The organism is Pseudoxanthomonas sp. USHLN014, assembly GCF_037153335.1.
In the GTDB taxonomy this organism is placed as follows: Bacteria; Pseudomonadota; Gammaproteobacteria; order Xanthomonadales; family Xanthomonadaceae; genus Pseudoxanthomonas_A; species Pseudoxanthomonas_A winnipegensis.
Genome location: NZ_JBBCKO010000003.1, coordinates 108,293 through 125,812, shown reverse-complemented (window position 1 = coordinate 125,812; position 17,520 = coordinate 108,293). Strand labels below are relative to the sequence as shown.

General features: G+C 70.1%; 12 protein-coding genes and 1 pseudogene. 6 read left to right on the top strand and 7 right to left on the bottom strand.

Features of this window, described 5'->3' with window-relative positions; all coding sequences use genetic code 11:
- Nucleotides 1-376: 376 nt before the first annotated feature.
- From WFQ05_RS07535 to WFQ05_RS07510, 6 genes and pseudogenes are all read right to left on the bottom strand, one after another.
- Nucleotides 377-1,889, bottom strand: a pseudogene (locus tag WFQ05_RS07535) (tryptophan halogenase family protein); the annotation flags it as partial.
- Nucleotides 1,890-1,911: 22 nt separating this feature from the next.
- Nucleotides 1,912-2,928: a cupin-like domain-containing protein gene (locus tag WFQ05_RS07530; protein ID WP_337053557.1), complete on the bottom strand. Its 1,017-nt coding sequence runs from the start codon at nucleotides 2,926-2,928 to the stop codon at nucleotides 1,912-1,914.
- On the bottom strand, nucleotides 2,928-3,623 hold the full coding sequence (locus WFQ05_RS07525; RefSeq protein WP_337053321.1) for a SapC family protein: 696 nt from the start codon (nucleotides 3,621-3,623) through the stop codon (nucleotides 2,928-2,930). Before WFQ05_RS07525 ends, WFQ05_RS07530 begins: the two co-directional genes overlap by 1 nt.
- A gap of 15 nt (nucleotides 3,624-3,638) precedes the next feature.
- Nucleotides 3,639-5,189, bottom strand: coding sequence for a tryptophan halogenase family protein (locus WFQ05_RS07520; protein WP_337053320.1), 1,551 nt, complete (start codon nucleotides 5,187-5,189; stop codon nucleotides 3,639-3,641).
- Between the two features lie 163 nt (nucleotides 5,190-5,352).
- Entirely contained in the window at nucleotides 5,353-8,448 is a 3,096-nt protein-coding gene (locus tag WFQ05_RS07515) for a TonB-dependent receptor (RefSeq protein WP_337053319.1), read from the bottom strand.
- Nucleotides 8,449-8,713: 265 nt separating this feature from the next.
- Nucleotides 8,714-9,334, bottom strand: a complete 621-nt coding sequence (locus tag WFQ05_RS07510; RefSeq protein ID WP_337053318.1) for a TIGR00645 family protein — start codon at nucleotides 9,332-9,334, stop codon at nucleotides 8,714-8,716.
- Nucleotides 9,335-9,446: 112 nt separating this feature from the next.
- Between WFQ05_RS07510 and WFQ05_RS07505 the strand changes: the two genes are divergently transcribed.
- From WFQ05_RS07505 to WFQ05_RS07490, 4 genes are all read left to right on the top strand, one after another.
- A complete protein-coding gene (locus WFQ05_RS07505) occupies nucleotides 9,447-10,133 on the top strand; it encodes a glutathione S-transferase N-terminal domain-containing protein (RefSeq protein WP_130531922.1) in 687 nt (228 codons plus the stop codon).
- A 191-nt stretch (nucleotides 10,134-10,324) separates the two neighbouring features.
- The gene (locus WFQ05_RS07500) at nucleotides 10,325-12,553 is read left to right on the top strand and encodes a S9 family peptidase (RefSeq protein WP_337053317.1); all 2,229 of its coding nucleotides are present in this window, start codon (nucleotides 10,325-10,327) and stop codon (nucleotides 12,551-12,553) included.
- Between the two features lie 223 nt (nucleotides 12,554-12,776).
- Nucleotides 12,777-14,564, top strand: coding sequence for a DUF885 domain-containing protein (locus tag WFQ05_RS07495; RefSeq protein WP_337053555.1), 1,788 nt, complete (start codon nucleotides 12,777-12,779; stop codon nucleotides 14,562-14,564).
- A 5-nt stretch (nucleotides 14,565-14,569) separates the two neighbouring features.
- Nucleotides 14,570-14,929 (top strand): VOC family protein, encoded by a 360-nt coding sequence (locus tag WFQ05_RS07490; RefSeq protein ID WP_337053553.1) that lies wholly within the window; start codon nucleotides 14,570-14,572, stop codon nucleotides 14,927-14,929.
- A 9-nt stretch (nucleotides 14,930-14,938) separates the two neighbouring features.
- Here WFQ05_RS07490 and WFQ05_RS07485 read toward each other — a convergent pair whose 3' ends face one another.
- Entirely contained in the window at nucleotides 14,939-15,391 is a 453-nt protein-coding gene (locus WFQ05_RS07485) for a hypothetical protein (RefSeq protein WP_130520745.1), read from the bottom strand.
- A gap of 147 nt (nucleotides 15,392-15,538) precedes the next feature.
- Between WFQ05_RS07485 and WFQ05_RS07480 the strand changes: the two genes are divergently transcribed.
- Entirely contained in the window at nucleotides 15,539-16,453 is a 915-nt protein-coding gene (locus WFQ05_RS07480) for a bestrophin family protein (protein WP_130535330.1), read from the top strand.
- Nucleotides 16,454-16,527: 74 nt separating this feature from the next.
- Nucleotides 16,528-17,520: a porphobilinogen synthase gene (gene hemB / locus WFQ05_RS07475; protein ID WP_337053316.1), complete on the top strand. Its 993-nt coding sequence runs from the start codon at nucleotides 16,528-16,530 to the stop codon at nucleotides 17,518-17,520.

Here is a 17,520-nt window from a genome sequence, read left to right as displayed (position 1 = left end):
ACAGGCAGGCGGCCGCGAGATTTGAGAAGACAGTTGCTTCCACAACAGCGGGCGCACCAGCCGCTTTCCGGGCGGCGAAAATTCCCCTGTGGGAGCCGCCATGCCGGCCTTCACCTGTAGAGCGGAACTCGCTCCGCTGGGGCCTTCTCCGCGAGCCGAACGAAGAGCAGCGGAGCAAGCTCCGCTCTACAGGCGGGCCGCTGCGAGATTTGAGGAGACAGTTGCTTCCACAACAGCGGGCGCACCTTCCGCTTCCAGAAGGCGGAAATTCCCCGATGGGAGCCGCCATGAGCGCGGGGGTTTGCCGGGAAAGCCTCATCGCCGGCATGCCAGCTCCCACCGGGCGCGCCGTCGCGCTGGCGGAGGCGTTGAAGATCGCCGGCTCAGGCCATCGCGGGGCGCGGCTGGGCGCAGTAGCTGCGCAAGTAGTCGGCGTGGGTCGGCAGGCGGGCCACGGTCTGTTCGACCTGCTGGAGGATGCCGTCCAGGAAACGGGCCAGCTCGGCGTCGTCCATCAGGTCAGCGACCGGGTGGTACTGCGCCGGCGCGATGCCCTGGCCCAGCATCACCTGGATCCAGGAGTTCTCGGCGAACAGCTCGTTGGGCACATGGAACACGCGGCCGGTCTGGGCGAACAGGTCGATCCGGTGCCGCAGCGTGGCCGGGATGTCCATCCGCGCGCAGGCCTGCCAGAACGGCGTGTCGCGGCGCCGGGTCACGTGGTAATGCAGGATCACGAAGTCGCGGATGTGGACCATCTCGGCCTCGGTCTGCGCGTTGTATTCGTCGATGTCCACCTGGCGGATCACATGCGGGAAGGACTGCAGCAGCCGGGTCAGGTTGCGCGAGACCAGATGGATGTTGGTCGACTCCAGCGGCTCCAGGAAGCCGCTGGCCAGGCCCAGGGCCACGCAGTTGCGCTTCCAGGTGACCTGGCGCTGGCCGGGCGTGAAGCGCAGCGGGCGCGGTTCGAACAGCGGCGGGCCTTCCAGGTTGTCCAGCAGCGCCGCGCGCGCGGCCTCCTGGGCCATGAAGCGGCTGGAATAGACGATGCCGTTGCCGACGCGGTGCTGCAGCGGGATGCGCCACTGCCAGCCGGCCGGGCCGGCCATCGAGCGCGTGTACGGCACCGGCGGGGCGACCGATTCGGTCTGCACGGCCAGCGCGCTGTCGGCGAACAGCCAGTGCGACCAGTCCTCGAAGGCGACCCCCAGCGTCTGCCCCAGCAGCAGCGAGCGGAAGCCGGTGCAGTCGATGAACAGGTCGCCCTCCACGCGCGTGCCGTCCTCCATCACCAGCGCGGCGATGTCGCCCTGCGCGCTGGTCCGGACGGTGGCGATTTTGCCCTCGATGCGGCGGGCGCCGAAGCCTTCGCTGAAGCGGCGCAGGAACCGGGCGTACAGGCCGGCATCGAGATGGAAGGCGTAGTTCATGCCGTTGCGCGCCAGGTGGGCGAAGCGCTGCTCCTGCGCGGCGCGCAGCTCCAGGCAGTAGTCGCCGTAGTCGCGCGCCAGCCCGCGCTGGCGGCCCTTCATCCAGAAATGCTGGAAGCCGGCGGTCCAGTGGTCCTTGCCGGTGGTGCCGAAGGAATGGATGTAGTCCTGGCCGGGTTCGCGCCAGCCTTCAAACTGGATGCCGAGCTTGATCGTGGCGCCGGTGGCGGCCATGAACGCCTGCTCGTCGATGTCCAGCAGGCGGTGGAAGGTGACCAGCGTGGGGATGGTGGCCTCGCCCACGCCGACCGTGCCGATCTCCTCGGACTCGACCAGGGTGATGTCCAGCACCTTGCCCAGGGTGCGCGAGAGGGCCGCGGCGGCCATCCAGCCGGCGGTGCCGCCGCCGGCGATGACCACCCGCTTGACCGGGCGGGGCTGCGAACTGTCCGTCATGCGGCTCGATTCCTCGTGGCGCTCAGCGGTTGAGCCGCTGCAGCAGGCGCGCGCGCAGCTCGCGCGCACGGATGTCGTCCATCGGCGCCAGTGCGCCGCGCGCCTCGGGCGCGATGTGCGCCACCGTCTCGGCATCGGCGTCGAACACGTAGTGGCGGAACACCTCGCGCCAGTGTTCGCGCTCGTGCGCGGGCAGATCGCGCACGCTCAGCAGCGCCAGCATCAGTGCGTTCATCGGCGAATCCATATAGGCCGGGCTGCGCCGCCACCAGTAGTTCACCAGGATGTTGAACGGCGCCAGGCCTTCCATGTGGTGCCACCACAGCGAAGGGATCAGCACCGCGTCGCCGGGCTCCAGCACCGCGACCTGCGCGTGGCGCAGCGCTTCGGCGAAGCGCGGATGGGCTTCGAAGTCGGGAGCGGCGAAGTCCACCAGGCTGATCGCCTGCCCGGCCGGCGTGCGGTCCAGCGGGCCGATGTACAGATTGGCCAGCTGCTCGGGCGGGAACAGCGTGACCCGGCGGCGGCCCGCCACCACGCAGGCGATGTTGTCGGGGATGTCCTGGTGCGCGGCGATGCGGGTGCGGTTGCCGATCCAGATGCTGGCCAGCGGCATGCGGGCACCCAGGTCCAGATCGTTCTCGGCGCGGAAGCCCGGCAGCCAGGTATCGATGGTCGTCGAGCCGACGTAGATCGCCGGCGGCGCGGGCGCGTGCAGATAGCCCAGCAAGGTGTCCAGCACCACCGGCAGCGGCACGCGCTCCTGGCGGAAATTGAAGCCCTGCAGCCCGTCGGTATAGAAGAAGCGGCCGCCTGTCTCGGGCGCGGCCACGGTGGCGACCACCGGGTCGGGGCGCGCGAAGCGGCGCAGATAGGCCACCGCCTCCTGCGCCGACGCCGCGCCGGCCCTGGCCATCGGCCAGTCGGCCACCACGCCACGCAGCACCAACGGCTGATCGGAGGCCAGCAGCTCGGGGCCGAGTGTGTCGGCGCGCAGGCCGTGGCGTTCCTCGATCGGACGCGGCGTGGCGGGCTGCATCACGCGCTCTGCTCGAGGCGGCCGATCAGGTCGCGCAGATGCGTCATCGAGGCCAGCGCCATGTAGATCGGCTCCAGGTGACCCGCACGCGACAGCGCCTGCAGCGCCTCGCCGTCCAGCGCACGCAGGCGCTCCTCGTGGATGGTGTAGCAGCCGCGCAGATGGATCTCCTGCCCGCCCGTCAGCTTCACGTCCAGCACGAACGACTCCAGCAGCTCATGCGACAACAGCGCCTGGATGAAGGCGCCATTGCCGGCCAGCCCATCGTGCAAGGTGCGTAGCAGCGCGACCATGTGCTGCAGCAGCGGCGCGTGGCCGCCGTGCTCGAGGAACAGCGGCTCGCCCTGCGGATCGATGCGCGGATGCTCCAGGTCCACGTGCAGCATCGGCTCGCCCTGCGCGTCGTGCCCGATCGCGAACGGCTGACGCTCGACCGCCATCGGCACGTAGTGCGCATCCCAGCGATCGCCGCGCAGGAACAGGTTCTGCCCCGGCTGCAGGCCCAGCAGCGCCAGCGGATGGAACACGCCCTGGGCGTCCTTCTGGAACACGATCGGGTAATAGGCCTGCAGCGCGCGGAACTCGCCCGGGAAGGTCACCACCGACATCGCCGCATCGTCCACCCCCGCACCATGGCGGGTAGAGACGCGCAGGTCGCGGTGGTCGATGTTGTTGAGCAGGGCGTGACGCGGCATCGGCATTCCTGAGAATCAAAGACGGGGCAGGCCATGGGCCTTGATGTGCTCGACCAGCGCGCGATGGCTGGGCAGCGCCGGCAGCATGCGCTGCACCAGCGCCGCGCTCTCGGCGAAGCAGGCCTGCGCGGCCTGCAGGTCTTCCGAGCGCCGTGCGGGGCGGGAGTGCGGACGGGCGCCCATGCCGTAGAGGATGTACTGCCAGCTGGCCGAAGGAAAGATCTCCTCGCTGCGCGGAAAGTCGCTGCGCGAGGGCGACTGATGGCGCCACAGCTGCAGCAGCTCGCGCAGGCGCGGCGGCAGGCTGGCGTCCTCGCGATGCGCCTGCCAGTAGGGCGTGGGCCGGCGGCTGAGCACGTAGTGCAGCTTGAGGAACTCGATCACCCGCTGCCAGCGGTAGGCGAAGGTCTCGTTGAAGCGCGCGGCCAGCAGATCCATCTGCGCGCGCGTGGCCGGCATCTCGTCGGCCAGGCGCGCGGCGGCCAGTTCCACCAGCACCAGCGAGGAGGCCTCCAGCGGTTCGACGAAGCCGCTGGCCAGGCCGACGGCGACGCAGTTGCGGTGCCAGGCCGTGGGCCGATAGCCCGGCTGGAGATCGATCCGCCGCGCCGGCGGCAGCGTCGCCGCGGCGGGGCCGCCGGTGGCTTCGATATAGGCCCGCAGATCCGCTTCGGCCTCCTCATCGGAGGTGAACGCGCTGCTGTAGACGTGGCCGACGCCGCGCCGCGCCGACAGGCCGATGTCCCAGATCCAGCCGGCGCGCTGGGCGGTGGACAGCGTCTGGCAGGCGATCGGCGCATTGAGGTCCGCATAGGGCACCTGCAGGGCCAGCGCACGATCGTTGAACAGGATGGCTTCGACGCCGACCGGCGCGATGCCGTAGTGCGCGCCCAGCAGCAGCGCGCGCAGGCCCGTGCAGTCCACGAACAGGTCGCCTTGCAGCGCGGGCTGGTCGCGCACCGCCAGCGCGGCGATGTCGCCGTTCTCGTGGCTGAGCACCGCGTCCATGTGGCCGACGACGTGCTGCACGCCGAGGCGTTCGACGCAGTGCTGGCGCAGGAAGGCGCCGAGCCGGGTCGCGTCCAGGTGATAGGCATAGTTGGCGACCGCCGCGTATTCCGGGGTCGCGAACTGCTTCGGCCCGCGCCCGGCATCGCACAGATGCGGCTGGAAGCAGGCCAGATGCGCGAAGGGCACCTCGCCCTGCGCCGCCCAGGCCACGGCCAGCTGCGTCTCGCCATAGCCCTTGGGCAGGGTGAAGGGATGGGTGTAGCGATCGTGCGCGCCGCCATCGACCCAGCCGACGAACTGCGAGCCCTGCTTGAAGGTCGCGTCGCAGGCACGCACGAAGTCCGCCTCGCCCACGCCGATCCGGCGCAGCGTGTCGCGCATGGTCGGCCAGGTGCCCTCGCCGACGCCGATCGCCGGCACGTCGGGCGACTCGAGCACGCTCACCCGCAGCGTGGGGCCGTGGCGATCGCGATGCTCGGCGGCGAGCAGTCCGGCCGTCAGCCAGCCGGCCGAGCCGCCGCCCACGATCACCACATGCCGGATTGCCTCGTCCATCGCGCTTCCCGAACCTTCAGCCTGCCTATCAAACGCGACGGGCCACTGGTTTGCCAGTGGCCCGTGCGCAGCGCCTGTCCGCCATGCGGCATCCCTGCAACTGCCAACCAACCTCGCATCGCCGTTCCCGCGGACGCGGGAGCGGCGGATGCCACAGGCGCGCTTAGAACTTGTAGCGCGCGCCGAACATGTAGCGCGGCCCGAACTGCTCCAGCGAGTACACCTGGTGCTTGTTGCGGCCGTGCACGCGGGTGGACTCGTCGGTCACGTTGATGCCTTCCAGCGACACACTGAAGTGGTCGTTGATCTCGTAGCTGAAGCTGAGATCCAGCTGGCCATAAGCTTCGACGTAGAGCGGGTTGTCGCCCTTGCCATCGCCCAGGGCGCTGAGGAACTCGTCGCGCCAGTTGTACGCCGCGCGTGCCTGCCACGGGCCCTTGTCGTAGAACACCACGAAGTTGGCCGTGTCGCTCAGGCCGGTCAGCGCGAACTGGGTGCCCAGCACGCCGTTGTTGTAGGTCAGACCCGAATCGACCTTGGTGTAGTTGGCCGCCACACCGAAGCCGGTCTCGCCGAACACGTGCTGGATGTTGAACTCCCAGCCATCGAGCTTGTCCGAGCGGTTGTTGACCGGCTTGGAGATGTTGAACGCCAGCACCGGGTCGCCCGGCTGGCCGACGATGCTGCCCGTGGCTGCGTTCACGCCCGGATCGCCGTCGTGGTTGGCGAAGATGTAGTCGCGGATGCAGGGACGGTCGGTCTGCGCGCAGCCGGCGGCCACGGCCTCGTTCCAGTACGCGCCACCGGCCGGGGTGTACAGGTCCGGGATCGGGGTCTCGCGCTGGGTCTGCCGGGCGATGAAGTTGTCGATCTTCTTGTAGAAGTAGCCGACCGAGACATAGCTGCCCTCGGCGTAGTACCACTCCCAGGACAGGTCCAGATTCCTGGACACCAGCGGCTTGAGCGCCGGGTTGCCCGAACCGCCGCCGCCGCCGTCGTAGCGCGCCGGGCTGCCGAGCGTCTGCGCGGCATTCAGGTCGCCCCAGTTCGGACGGCCGATGGTCTTGCCGGCGCTGAAGCGCAGCTTCATATCGCCGGTCAGGTCCAGGGCCAGGTCCAGGTTCGGCAGCCAGTACTTGTAGTCGCCGCCCAGGGTGTAGAACTCGTTGCCCTGGTAGACCAGGTTGAACTCGTTGGCGCTGGCCCAGTTGACCGCCACCGGCGCCGGCTGCAGCGCCGAGGCGGTGACCTTGGTGTCCTCGTAGCGCACGCCGACGGCCACGCTCAGCGGCATGGACAGATCAAAGGTGTTGCTCCACTCCAGGTAGGCGCTGTGCGACTTCTCCTGCACGCGGCTGTCGCCCACCGTGCGGCTGGCCGAGCTGCCCGGCACCGCGGCGCCGGAGTAGTCGGTCGAGGCCAGATAGTCCTCCGGCACGCCCAGGCCGGCGTTGGTGCGGGCGTTGGCCGCGGCCTGGCGCATGGCCTCGAAGTCGAACAGGAAGAACGCATCGGAGAAGGCCGGGCTGTTGGCGCCGCCGCCGTCGAAGTAGTCGCCCATGTGCGCCAACTTGAACAGCGAGTCGTCATAGGCGCCCGGGCCGGCGGGCACGTTGCCGCCCCAGGTATCCAGCTGCACGTTGGTGAAGGCCGAGCGGTTCTTGTACTCGGTGCTGGACACGCCGAAGTTCAGCTTGGAGTAGTCCTCGAACTGGAACTGTCCAGAGAGCTGACCCTGCTTGATCTTGGCCTTCTGGTAGTCGTTGCGGAACACCGAGCCGGTGGCCTGCATCATCGACGGGTCGATCTCGCTCATGCCGGGCGGCAGGTTGAGCATCAGGATCGGGAAGTCGCCGCTCATGTCGAAGCCGGCGCCCTGGCGGAAGAAGCCGGCGGTGGACATGGTGTTGCTGGAGCCGTACGGGCTGTCCGGACGCGACTCGGCGCTGGAGTCGTGGTAGTCGAAGTTCAGGCTGAAGCTGTCGGTCACCCGCCAGTCGACGTTGAAGCCCAGCGACTTGTTCTCGTGCACCACGGCGGTCTTGGACGCGCCCATGGCCAGGTCCGAGCAGCCCGGGTCGCTCGCGCCGCCCGGATAGACGCGCGGCGTGCAGCCGTAGGTCTCGTGATAGGTCAGCGGCGAGGAGCCGGAGCCATCGGTCCAGGAACTCTGATCCGGCGTGAAGTTGAACCACACCGACATGTCGTTGCGCGCCGACTGGATCTTGTTTTCCGAGTAGGTGTAATCGAGCGTGGCGGTCAGGTTGTCGGTCGGGGCGAACTGGAAGGCCAGCTGGCCGTTGGTGCGCTGGCGATGCACCGAGTTGACCGAGTAGCCCAGGCTCTGCGGCATCGAATACACATCGTTCGGGCCCGGACGGTTGGTGACGTTGGGCGAGGCGGCCAGCGCGCCGTTGGGGCCGCCCACGCCGTTGGCCTGCGGGGTATCGATGTAGGTCTGCCAGCCGTTGCCCGGCGCGACCTGGGCCAGGGCCGACCCGGACTCGCGGTCCTGGCGGCTGGCGCTCAGCGAGATGCCGAAGCGGTTGTCGGCCCAGGTGTTGCTGAAGATGCCGGAGATTTCCGGCGTGACGGTCTTGCCTTCGTAATGGCCCGGCAGATCGTCGTCGGAGGTGTCCACCACGCCCTTGACGCCGGCGCTGGCGTGGAAGCCCGGGTTCTCCAGCGGACGGGAGGTCTTGATGTTGATCGTGGCGCCGATGCCGCCGGCCGGGGTGCTGGCGCGGCTGGTCTTGTAGACCTCCACCGCCGAGATCGCCTCGGAGGCCAGGTCGGAGAACTCGAACGCGCGGCCGCCGGTGGCGGTCGGCATCTGGCGGCCGTTGAGCAGCACCAGGTTGAAGTCCGGGCCGACGCCGCGCACGGTGACCTTGGAGCCCTCGCCGTTGCTGCGGTCGATGGACACGCCGGTGATGCGCTGCAGGGACTCGGCCAGGTTGGTGTCCGGGAACTTGCCCATGTCCTCGGCCACGATGCCGTCGACCACACCCTGCGAATCGCGCTTGAGGTTGGCCGAGGACATCATGCTCTGGCGGATGCCCTTGACCTGCACGGTGTCCAGGTTGGTGGCATCGGTGCTGGACTGCGCGCTGGCGTTGCCAGGCGTGGCCTGCGCGGCCGAACTGGCCGGCGCTTGATTCGATTCCGGCGCGGTCTGCGCGGCGGCCGTCGCGGACAACGCGACCAGCATCGCCGACACCAGCAACCGCCGACGCGGCATGGCAACCATCTGCTTCATACGACCCTCCCCAGGTGCGGATATGACGAATGCCGTCCGAGCCCTTGAATTCAGGTCTCATACACGGCAGGTGCGCCGTTTTGTCAGAGGGTGACAGCGCTGTCACGCCGCATCGCAGCACCGCGCCGCAGGGGCATGCGCCGCCATCGGAAGCGGACGCGGATGGCGCCGGCGGCAAAGGCCCGCCACGCGGGGCTGGAATCGTTTACGTTCCGTTAGGAAGCGATGACAACGTTGGTCACCGGCGCGAATGGCGCCGTGGCGCTCAGTGCGCGGCGCGTTGCGCGGATTGCGCGCCCTGCATCAGGCGGTCGGTCCAGGCGATGCCGATGGCCGACAGGATGAAGACGCAGTGGATGATGGTCTGCCACAGCACGCCCTGCGGGGTGAGCGTGGAGCAGCCGGTGGTGCCGATGGCGCCGGCCGCGGTGGCGCTGGCCAGCAGCTCGGGCGAGCAGAACGGCAGTCCGCCCAGCGCCCCGGCGGCGATGAAGGTCTTGAGCAGGTGGATCGAGGAGATGCCGATGATCGCCATCGCCAGCTTGACCTTGAGCACGCTGGCGTTGACGTGGCTGAGCCATTCGGGCTGGTCGGGATGGCCTTCCAGGCCCAGGCGCGAGACGAAGGTCTCGTAGCCGCCCACGATCACCATCACCAGCAGGTTGGAGATCATCACCACGTCGATCAGCCCCAGCACGATCAGCATGATCTGCTGCTCGCCCAGGCTGGGCGCCTCGTGGATCAGGTGCCACAGCTCCTTGCCGAACAGGAACACGTAGACGCACTGGGCCAGGATCAGCCCCAGGTACAGCGGCAGCTGCAGCCAGCGCGAGGCGAAGATCAGGCCGGCGATGGGGTTGAGGCGGGCGGGCGGCTGGGGCGACATGGCGGAACGATTCGTCTCGTGGGCGCGGCAGCGTAGCCAGCCGCCCATGACACTGCCAAGCGAAGCCGCGCCGTAGACTCGGCTTCTTTCAGCACTGTAAGGAACCGGCGCGATGATCGACCTGTACTACTGGCCCACGCCCAACGGGCACAAGATCACCCTGTTCCTGGAAGAGGCCGGGCTGGACTACACGATCAAGCCGGTGGACATCGGCAAGGGCGACCAGTTCGCCGCCGAGTTCCTGGCCATCTCGCCCAACAACAAGATGCCGGCCATCGTCGACCACGCCCCGGCCGACGGCGGCGCGGCACAGAGCGTGTTCGAGTCCGGCGCGATCCTGCTGTACCTGGCCGAGAAGACCGGCGCCTTCCTGCCGACCGAGGCCCGCGCGCGGATCGAGGTGCTGGAGTGGCTGTTCTGGCAGGTGGGCGGACTGGGGCCGATGCTCGGCCAGAACCACCACTTCAACCAGTACGCGCCGGAGAAGATCCCCTACGCGATGGACCGCTACACCAACGAGACCCGGCGCCTGTACGGCGTGCTGGACAAGCGCCTGGACGGGCGCGACTTCATCGCCGGCGACTATTCCATCGCCGACATGGCGGCCTATCCGTGGATCGTGCCGCATGCCAAGCAGAAGATGGACCTGGTGGACTTCCCCAACGTGGCGCGCTGGTTCGACGCCATCAGCCAGCGCCCGGCGACCGCACGCGCCTACGCCCTGGGCCCGCAGGTCAATCCCGCCCTGGGCGAACCGCTGACCGAGGAACAGCGCCGGCACATGTTCGGCCCGCGGTAAACCTTCCGCGCGGTGGAAGCCTCTTGCTCGGTGGGAGAACGGTCTGTCAGTTCAAGCCTCGGCCTTCTTGTAGAGCGGAGCTTGCTCCGCTGCTCTTCGTTCGGTTTGTGGGGAAAGCCCCAGCGGAGCAAGCTCCGCTCTACAGGGGGAGCCGCCAAGCAAGCGCATGTGGCATCGACGATCATGTCCCCATGAACCGCGCTACTGCCCTCGCCCCGCAGCCACTCACCCTCGACGCCATCACCGGCGATGCGCCGCTGAGCGGCCCGAGCCTGCTCAAGCCCACCCTGTCGCCCGACGGGGCGCGCGTGGCCTATCTGCGCGGCCGCGACGGCGCGCGGCACCGGCTGGACCTGTGGTGCTACGAGGTCGCGGCAGGCGAACACCGGCTGCTGGTCGATGCCGACCACGTGCTGCCGCCAGGCGGGGAACGGCTCAGCGCCGAGGAAGCCGCGCGCCGCGAGCGTCAGCGCATCGCCGCCTACAGCGGCATCGTCGACTACCAGTTCTCGCAGGACGGCGCTCGGCTGCTGTTCCCGCTGGGCGGCGCGCTCTACCTCTACGACCTACGCGCCGCGCCCGCGCAGGCGGTGCGGACGCTGACGCACGCCGAGGAAGGCTTCGCCACCGATGCGCGCTTCTCGCCGCGCGATGGTTTCGTCGGCTTCATCCGCGGACGCGACCTGTGGGTGGTGGACCTGGCCGACGGCGCGCAGCACCGGCTGACCCACGACGGCGATGCGGTCATCGGCAACGGCGTGGCCGAGTTCGTCGCCGACGAGGAAATGGGGCGCCACACCGGCTACTGGTGGGCCCCGGACGACAGCGCACTGGCGTTCGCGCGCATCGACGAATCGCCGGTGCCGCTCAAGCAGCGCAGCGAGATCCACGCCGACCGCACCGTGGTGGTCGAGCAGCGCTATCCGGCCGCGGGCGAGCCCAATGTGCGGGTGCGGCTGGGCGTGATCGCGCCCGGCGCGGGCGCGGCGCCGCGCTGGATCGACCTGGGCGACGAGGCGGACTTCTATCTGGCGCGGGTGACCTGGCGCGATGCGCAGCGCCTGACCTTCCAGCGCCAGTCGCGCGACCAGCAGCGCCTGGACCTGATCGAGCACGATCTGCGCACCGACGCGCAGCGCACCCTGATCACCGAGACCTCGCCGACCTGGGTGCCGCTGCACGATGCGCTGCACTTCCTCGCCGACGGGCGCTTCGTGTGGGCGTCCGAACGCAGCGGCTTCCTGCACCTGTCGCTGCACCAGGAGGACGGCAGGCTGCGCACGCCGCTGACCGCGGGCGCTTGGCCGGTCGACGCGCTGCTCGCCGTCGATGCGGCGCGCGAGCAGGTGTACTTCAGCGCCGGCATGCGCGATGGCGCGGCGGCGCCGACGCAGGCCCATGCGTTTGCCGTGTCCTTCGACGGCGGCGCGCCGCGGGCGCTGACGCGGGAGGCGGGCGTGCATGCGGTGAGCTTCGCGCGCGATGCCAGCGTGTTCGTCGATCACTGGTCCAGCCCCTCGGTGCCGCCGCAGCTGGTCCTGCATCGCGCCGACGGCACGCCGCTGGCCGCGCTGCTGGCCAACGACCTCGACGATCCCGGCCATCCGTATGCGCCCTACCGCGCCGCGCATCGTCCGCCGCGGTTCGGCACCTGCCTGGCCGCCGACGGCGTCACGCCGCTGCATACCAGCCTGCTCCTGCCACCCGGCTTCGACCCGGCGCGGCGCCATCCGGCGATCGTGCACGTCTATGGCGGCCCGGCCGCGCAGACGGTGACCGAGAGCTGGCCCACGCGCGGCGATGCCTGGCTGGACCAGGTCCTGGCCCAGCGCGGCTACGTGGTCTTCAGCGTGGACAACCGCGGCACGCCGCGGCGCGGGCGCGCGTTCGGCGGTGCGCTGTACGGGCGGCAGGGCACGGTCGAGATGGACGACCAGTGCGCGGCGGTGGACTGGCTGCGCGCGCAGCCCTGGGTCGACCCGGCGCGCATCGGCGTGTACGGCTGGTCCAACGGCGGCTACCTGACGCTGATGCTGCTGGCGCGCGCGCCGCAGCGGTTCGCCTGCGGCGTGGCCGGCGCCCCGGTGGTCGACTGGGCGCTGTACGACACCCATTACACCGAGCGCTACATGGGCCATCCGCGCGACAACGCCGAGGGCTACGCCCAGGCCAGCGTGCTGACCCATGTGGCGGGCATCGCCCCGGGCGCGCTGTTGCTGCTGCACGGCATGGCCGACGACAACGTGCTGTTCTCCAATGCCACCGCCCTGATGAGCGCCCTGCAGGCGCGCGGCACCGCCTTCGAACTGATGGCCTTCCCCGGCGCCCGGCACGGCCTGCTCGGACACGACGCGCGGTTCCGCTACCGGATGATGGAAGACTTCTTCGCGCGCAAGCTGGGGGTTGGCAGCGCAGGCTGACCGCCTCGGCCCACCGCTCCGCCCCCTCCCTTTCGCCGAAGGCGAAGGGGAGGGTCGGGGTGGGGTGCTGTTGCTCTTGCTTCTGTGGCTTGCCCGATAAAGCCCCCAACCCCTCCCCAGCCCTCCCCTGCGCTATGCGCAAGGGAGAGGGCCGTGAGTTGCCTCCCTGCGTCGCAGTGCGTAGCGTCGCCGCACTCTCCTTGCCTGCCAGGTGTCGTCCATGATCAAGCCGCTGGTGTTCGCCCTTGCCCTGGCGCTGTGCGCGCCGCTGCCCGGCGTGGCGGCCGAGGCCGCCTCGCCGGCCGCGCCGGCCTGGGTCGCGCGCAGCAACACCTACGCCGAGGCGCTGCTGGAGGCGCAGGCGGCCTTCATGCCGGAGATGGCGAGCCAGGTGGGCCTGTCGGCCTACGACGCGCGGGTCGCCGATCTGGGGCCCAACCAGCCGGCGCGCTATCGCGCCGCGATGACCGCGGCGCGCGCCAAGCTCCAGGCCGCGCTGCAGACCGAGCGCGATGCCAACGTGCGCCAGGACCTGCAGATCCTGCTGCACGCGGTGGACATGGAAATCCAGGGCAGCCAGCTCAACGAGGAGCTGCTGCTGCCGTGGGTCGACGCACCGCAGTCGGTGTTCAACGGCATCAACAACCTGCTCTCCGACCAGGTGCCGCCCGCGCGCCGGGCCAAGGCGCTGGACCGGCTCAAGGCCTACGTGGGCCTGACCCCGGGCAGCACCCCGTTCACCACGCTCGCGCGCCAGCGCTACGAGGAGAAGCTGGCCAATCCGGCGCTGCTGCCGCCGACCAGGCTCGAGGTCGAGCGCGCGCTGTCCAACGTGGACACCTACATCGACGGCATCCGCGAGCTGTTCACCGAATACAAGATCGCCGGCGCCGAGCCGGCGCTGGCGCGCATGGCCGCCGAGCTCAAGGACTACGCCGACTGGACCCGCGGCACCGTGCTGCCCAAGGCGCGCACCGACACGCGCCTGCCACCGCAGCTGTACGCCTTCCAGCTCAAGCAGGTCGGCATCGACATCGATCCGCAGCAGCTGATGCAGCGCGCGCAGGTGGAGTTCATGGAGACCCGCGCGGCCATGCAGCAGCTGGCGCCGCAGGTGGCCAAGGCGCAGGGGCTGCGCGACACCGACTACCGCGCGGTGATCAAGGCGCTCAAGCGCGGCACCATCGCCAACGACCAACTGGAGGCGCACTACCGCGATGTGATCGACCGGATCGATCCGATCATGAAGCGCGAGCGCATCGTCACCGTGCCCAAGCGGCCGCTGCAGATGCGGCTGGGCTCGGCCGCCGAGAGCGCCGCCTCGCCCGCGCCGCACTACCTGCCGCCGCCGCTGGTGGGCAATACCGGCCAGCAGGGCCAGTTCGTGCTGCCCATCGGCAACCCGTCGGCCGATGGCCAGGAAGCCGGCAGCCGCTACGACGATTTCAACTTCGCCGCCGCGGCCTGGACGCTGAGCGCGCACGAGGGTCGCCCGGGCCACGACCTGCAGTTCGCCGCGATGGTCGAACGCGGGCTGTCGCTGGCGCGCACGCTGTTCGCGTTCAACTCGGTGAACGTGGAGGGCTGGGCGCTGTACGCCGAGGCCGAGATGGTGCCCTACGAGCCGGCCGAGGGGCAGATGATCGCGCTGCAGTTCCGCCTGCTGCGCGCGGCGCGCGCGATGCTGGACCCGATGCTCAACCTGGGCCTGATCGACCGCGAGCGCGCGCGCCTGGTGCTGGAGCACGACGTCGGGCTGTCGCCGGCGATGGCGCGCCAGGAGCTGGACCGCTACACCTTCAACGCGCCCGGCCAGGCCGGCAGCTACTTCTACGGCTATAGCCGGATCCTTGAACTGCGCATGCAGACCGAACTGGCGCTGGGGCCGGCGTTCGACCGGCAGGCGTTCAACGACTTCCTGCTCGACCAGGGACTGCTGCCGCCCGACCAGCTGGCCGAGGCGGTGCGCACGCAGTTCGTGCCGCGTTACGCGGGCAAGGCCGCGCCATGAAGCCGCTGGTCGTGCGCCGCGTGGTCGCCAACCTGGCCACGCCCGATCCGGCCGGGCTGGCGGCGTTCTATCGGGCGGTGTTCGATCTGGAGCTGGCGATGGACCACGGCTGGATCGTGACCCTGGCCAGCGACGCGGCGAGCATGACGCCCCAGGTCTCGCTGGCCAGCGAGGGCGGCAGCGGCACGCCGGTCCCGCAGCTGTCGATCGAGGTGAACGATGTGGCCGGCGCCTATGCGCGGGTGCAGGCGCTGGGCGCGCCGGTCGAGTATCCGCTGACCGACGAGCCCTGGGGCGTGCGGCGCTTCTTCGTGCGCGATCCGGCCGGACACCTGCTCAACGTGCTGGCGCACCTGCCGCGCTAGGGCCTTGGGTCAGGGCGTGGCGGGCGCCGTCTCGGCCGCGCGCTCGGCGCCCGGCGGGACGTAGATCGCTACGCCGTTGGCCTGCTTCTGCTGGGTCGGGATGCCGATGCCGATCCCGCCGCCGACATGGCCGCCATAGCTGCCGCCGCCGACCGACAGGCCCACCGGCGAGCGCCCGCCGGCGCCGGCGCCGATCAGCACCACGCCATTGGCGCCGAGCTTGGCCGCCTCGTTCTTGAGCCGGCGCATGGCCGCGTCGGTCTGGCCCTGGGTGCCGAAGCCGACCGCGCTCTGCGCCTCGAGCTGGGCGATCTGCACCGCGCCGGGCGGCACGGCGGTGTAGACGCGCACGGTGGCCGGGTCCACCGGCGGGCGCGGCGAGGACAGCATCACCTTGGTGGTGCCGGCGCAGGCGGCCAGGCTGAGCAGCAGCGGGGCGAGGAACAGGGCGCGCTTGGACATGGTCGAAACTCCGGCAATGGGCGAGGACGGCCCTCCAGGCCGGCATGATCCACGCCGCGCGCTGAACCGCAACGTCCCAGACGGCGCGTGGCGCCGCGCGGGCGTCGGGGCGATCATGGCCTGTCCGGTTTTCCTGTCCCCCTTCGCATGATCCTGCGTCCACGCCCCACCACCTGGCAGCTGCTGTACCTGATGCGCGGCTCGATCCTGCCGCTGGTGGCGCCGCGGCTGCTGTTCGTCGGCGCGGTGGCGTGCCTGGCGTCGTGGTTCGCCCAGCGTCAGCCGCACGCGTTCGCGCAGATCACCGTCGCGCCCTTCACCCTGATCGGCATCGCGCTGTCGCTGTTCCTGGGCTTCCGCAACAGCGCCTGTCACGAACGCTGGTGGGAAGGCCGCAAGCAGTGGGGCGCGCTGCTGGTGCACACCCGCGCGCTGGCGCGGCAGACCGATGCCCTGCTGGCGCAGGCGCCGCAGCTGCGCACCGAGCTGCTGCGCGCGGCCATCGGCTTCACCCATGCGCTCAACGCCCGCCTGCGCGGCGGCCAGACGGCGGCCGCGGCCGCGCCCTGGTTGCCGGACGAGACGGCCGCCGCCATCGCCGCCGCGCCCAACCCGACCGACGCGGTGCTGGGCTGGATGAGCCGCCGGCTGGGCCAGGCCCTGCACGACCAGCAGGTCCATCCGCTGCTGTATCCGAGCCTGGCCGCGCCCGTCGCCGGCCTGGGCGAGGTGCAGGCCGCGTGCGAACGCATCCACGGCACGCCGCTGCCGTTCGCCTATACGCTGCTGCTGCATCGCACCGCGCTGCTGTTCTGCACGCTGCTGCCGTTCGGCCTGGCCGGCGCGCTGGGCTGGGCCACGCCGCTGCTGTCGATGCTGATGGCCTACGCGATGTTCGGCCTGGACGCGCTGGGCGACCAGCTGGAGGACCCCTTCGGCCGCGCCGACAACGACCTGCCGCTGGACGCGCTGACCCGCACCGTGGAGATCGAGCTGCGTGCGGCGCTGGGCGAGACCGCGCTGCCGGCACCGCTGCAGCCGCAACGCTTCGTCCTGACCTGATCGCGCCAACGCCGCGCCGGTCCGCGCGGCGCGGGGGCGTATCCTTGTCGGGTTGAAGCTGGAGTTCTTCCCGTATGGCCTACCCCGCCCACCGTCCGCGGCGCATGCGCCGCGACGATTTCTCGCGCCGCCTGATGCGCGAGCACACCCTGACCACCAACGACCTGATCCTGCCGGTGTTCGTCCACGAGGGCGAGGGCCGCATCCCCGTGCCGTCGATGCCCGGCGTGGAGCGCCTGTCGATCGACGAGCTGCTGCGCGTGGGCGAGCAGGCGCTGGAGCTGGGCGTGCCGGTGCTGGACCTGTTCGGCGTGCCCGACCCGGCCGCCAAGACCGACGACGGCCGCGTGGCCTGGGACGAACAAGGCATCATCCAGCGCGCGATCCGCGCGCTCAAAAGCCGGTTCCCCGAACTGGGCGTGATGACCGACCAGGCGCTGGACCCGTACACCACGCACGGCCAGGACGGGCTGATCGACGAGACCGGCTACATCCTCAACGAGGCGACCATCGAGGCGCTGATCAAGCAGTCGCTCTCGCACGCGGCCGCCGGCGTGGACATCCTCTCGCCCAGCGACATGATGGACGGGCGCATCGGCGCCATCCGCAGCGCGCTGGAAGCCGAAGGCTTCATCCACACCAAGATCATGGCCTACTCGGCCAAGTACGCCAGCGCCTTCTACGGCCCGTTCCGCAACGCGGTCGGCAGCGCCGGCAACCTGGGCAAGGGCAACAAGTTCACCTACCAGATGGACCCGGCCAACCTGGACGAGGCGCTGCACGAGATCGCGCTGGACCTGGAGGAAGGCGCGGACATGGTGATGGTCAAGCCGGGCATGCCGTATCTGGACGTGCTGCGCCGGGTCAAGGACACCTTCCGCCGCCCGACCTTCGTCTATCAGGTCAGCGGCGAGTACGCGATGCTCAAGGCCGCCGCGGCCAATGGCTGGCTGGATGGCGAGGCGGTGATGATGGAATCGCTGGTCGGCTTCAAGCGCGCCGGCGCCGATGGCGTGCTGACCTACTTCGCCCTGGACGCGGCGCGCTTGCTGCGCCAGCGCGGCTGA

What these genes read in the sequence shown, in the direction of transcription:
- WFQ05_RS07530 (WP_337053557.1), bottom strand. Translation starts at nt 2,928, where the DNA reads ATGCAGCCCGCCACGCCGCGTCCGATCGAGGAACGCCACGGCCTGCGC.
- WFQ05_RS07525 (WP_337053321.1), bottom strand. Translation starts at nt 3,623, where the DNA reads ATGCCGCGTCACGCCCTGCTCAACAACATCGACCACCGCGACCTGCGC.
- WFQ05_RS07520 (WP_337053320.1), bottom strand. Translation starts at nt 5,189, where the DNA reads ATGGACGAGGCAATCCGGCATGTGGTGATCGTGGGCGGCGGCTCGGCC.
- WFQ05_RS07515 (WP_337053319.1), bottom strand. Translation starts at nt 8,448, where the DNA reads ATGAAGCAGATGGTTGCCATGCCGCGTCGGCGGTTGCTGGTGTCGGCG.
- WFQ05_RS07510 (WP_337053318.1), bottom strand. Translation starts at nt 9,334, where the DNA reads ATGTCGCCCCAGCCGCCCGCCCGCCTCAACCCCATCGCCGGCCTGATC.
- WFQ05_RS07505 (WP_130531922.1), top strand. Translation starts at nt 9,447, where the DNA reads ATGATCGACCTGTACTACTGGCCCACGCCCAACGGGCACAAGATCACC.
- WFQ05_RS07500 (WP_337053317.1), top strand. Translation starts at nt 10,325, where the DNA reads ATGAACCGCGCTACTGCCCTCGCCCCGCAGCCACTCACCCTCGACGCC.
- WFQ05_RS07485 (WP_130520745.1), bottom strand. Translation starts at nt 15,391, where the DNA reads ATGTCCAAGCGCGCCCTGTTCCTCGCCCCGCTGCTGCTCAGCCTGGCC.
- WFQ05_RS07480 (WP_130535330.1), top strand. Translation starts at nt 15,539, where the DNA reads ATGATCCTGCGTCCACGCCCCACCACCTGGCAGCTGCTGTACCTGATG.
- hemB (WP_337053316.1), top strand. Translation starts at nt 16,528, where the DNA reads ATGGCCTACCCCGCCCACCGTCCGCGGCGCATGCGCCGCGACGATTTC.